We start from the raw sequence: 512 nt of genomic DNA, 5'->3' as shown, positions 1-512 counted from the left end.
CCCTTCAGGCGCCCGGTGTAGATGGCCGCCAGGTAGTTGCGGTCGATCGCGTGCTGGTTGTCCTTGTGGATGATCACGACGACGGCATCGTCGGCCGCGGCCACGTTCAACGGGTTCAGCAGGGCGAGCGCAGCCAGCAACGCGAGCAGCGACGACCGCAACCAACGGGTGTTCATCGTGCGCCTCACAGATAGAAGTTGAAGCTCACGGCAACGTCGTTCCACTGCGCGCGCGGCGGCGCCGTGGGCAATGAAGACTCTGTCGGCGAGGCCCGGTTGGTGCCCGCCTCGACGCGCAAGCCCCAGTGCGGACTCGGCTTCCAGGCCAGGCCCATCGCGAGGCGGCGGCGCCACTCCGACCCGTCGTCGTCCAGCGACCGGCGGTGCGACGACTCGGCGCGCACGAAGAACGCAGACTGCGGCGCAATCTCTCGATCGGCCTGCAGATACCCCACGCGGACCTTACCCTCGCCGGTGCGGCCGGTGCCGATCTCGCCGCTGAAGTCCCAGTTC

The 512-nt window shown here is 68.4% G+C and carries 1 protein-coding gene; it reads right to left on the bottom strand.

Going from position 1 to position 512, the window contains the following annotated elements:
* Window positions 1-184 precede the first annotated feature (184 nt).
* The coding region (locus ACXRVZ_RS27780; RefSeq protein ID WP_458233156.1) for a hypothetical protein at window positions 185-512 on the bottom strand (328 nt) is incomplete at its 5' end.

The organism is Roseateles sp. P5_E8 (genome assembly GCF_054177665.1).
The sequence above is the reverse complement of the archived record's forward strand: the minus strand, read 5'-3'. Positions and strand labels throughout refer to the sequence as shown.